The organism is Kitasatospora sp. NPDC002040 (assembly GCF_040296785.1).
Taxonomy (GTDB): Bacteria; Actinomycetota; Actinomycetes; order Streptomycetales; family Streptomycetaceae; genus Kitasatospora.
In genome coordinates this window covers 1-1,042 of record NZ_JBEOXV010000047.1, presented here as the reverse complement: position 1 = coordinate 1,042, position 1,042 = coordinate 1, and the positions used below count along the sequence as shown (strand labels likewise).

General features: G+C 70.8%; 1 protein-coding gene and 2 pseudogenes. All 3 read left to right on the top strand.

Annotated elements, in window-relative coordinates:
* Window positions 1-86: pseudogene (locus ABT118_RS32675) on the top strand (roadblock/LC7 domain-containing protein); the annotation flags it as partial.
* A 161-nt stretch (window positions 87-247) separates the two neighbouring features.
* A complete protein-coding gene (locus ABT118_RS32670) occupies window positions 248-892 on the top strand; it encodes a DUF742 domain-containing protein (RefSeq protein ID WP_350678576.1) in 645 nt (214 codons plus the stop codon).
* Window positions 873-1,042 (top strand): annotated as a pseudogene (locus tag ABT118_RS32665) (ATP-binding protein); the annotation flags it as partial. The gene ABT118_RS32670 and the pseudogene ABT118_RS32665, both read left to right, overlap by 20 nt.

Here is a 1,042-nt window from a genome sequence, read left to right as displayed (position 1 = left end):
ACGAAATGGCCCTCCTCGTCGACCGCGCCGGAGCCGTCCTCACCCCCGCACTCCGCGCAGAACTCCAGGGCAGTCTCCTGCACTGACGGTTCGTCGGATACCGTCCTGGTATTCGAAAGACCTCATGTCCGTCCCGGGCCCCAACAGTGGGCCCGGGTTCGGGCGTTGTACGGCCTTCGCACCACCGGCAGCGGCCCTCTGGGTCGGTGCCTGCACCGCACCGCCGCACCTTGTGAGGAGAGGAACCGTGACCCCGCCCGACGACCGCAGCGGCCAGTACGGCGTTCCGTACCCTGGCACCGGCCATGACGCCTTCGGAGCCCCCGGCGTCGGCCCCGGTCAGCCGTACGGCCAACCCCAGTACGGCCAACCGCAGTTCGCGCAGCAGCAGTACGGACAGCCGCACCAGCCCCAGTACGACCAGTACGGCCGGAACCAGGGCGGCCAGCAGCCCCGGCAGCACGGCTACCAGGAGTACCCGGGGCCGGAGGGCTTCCCTGAACAGGCCGAAGAGCCGGGCTACGTCGAGGAGTTCGACGACGACCACGACTCCGGCCCGCTGATCCGCCCGTTCGCGATGACCGGCGGCCGCACCCGGCCCCGGTACGAACTGGCCCTGGAGGCCCTGGTCTCCGCGAACGTCTCCCCGGACCGCCTGGCCTCGATGCTCCCCGAGCACCAGCGGATCTGCACCCTGTGCACCGAGGTGAAGTCCGTCGCCGAGGTCTCCGCCCTGCTCAACCTCCCCCTCGGGGTGGCGCGCATCCTGGTGGCCGACCTCGCCGAGGCCGGCCTCGTCGCCATCCACCAGCCCGCCGCCGGCGGCGAATCCGGCAACCAGCCCGACGTCACGCTGCTCGAAAGGGTCCTCAGTGGACTTCGCAAGCTCTAACGCGGCCGCCCCCAGCCGCGCCACCACCTCCGCGAAGATCGTCGTCGCCGGCGGCTTCGGTGTTGGCAAAACGACGCTCGTCGGCGCGGTCTCCGAAATCAACCCCCTGCGCACCGAAGCCGTCATGACCAGCGCCAGCGCCGGCATCGA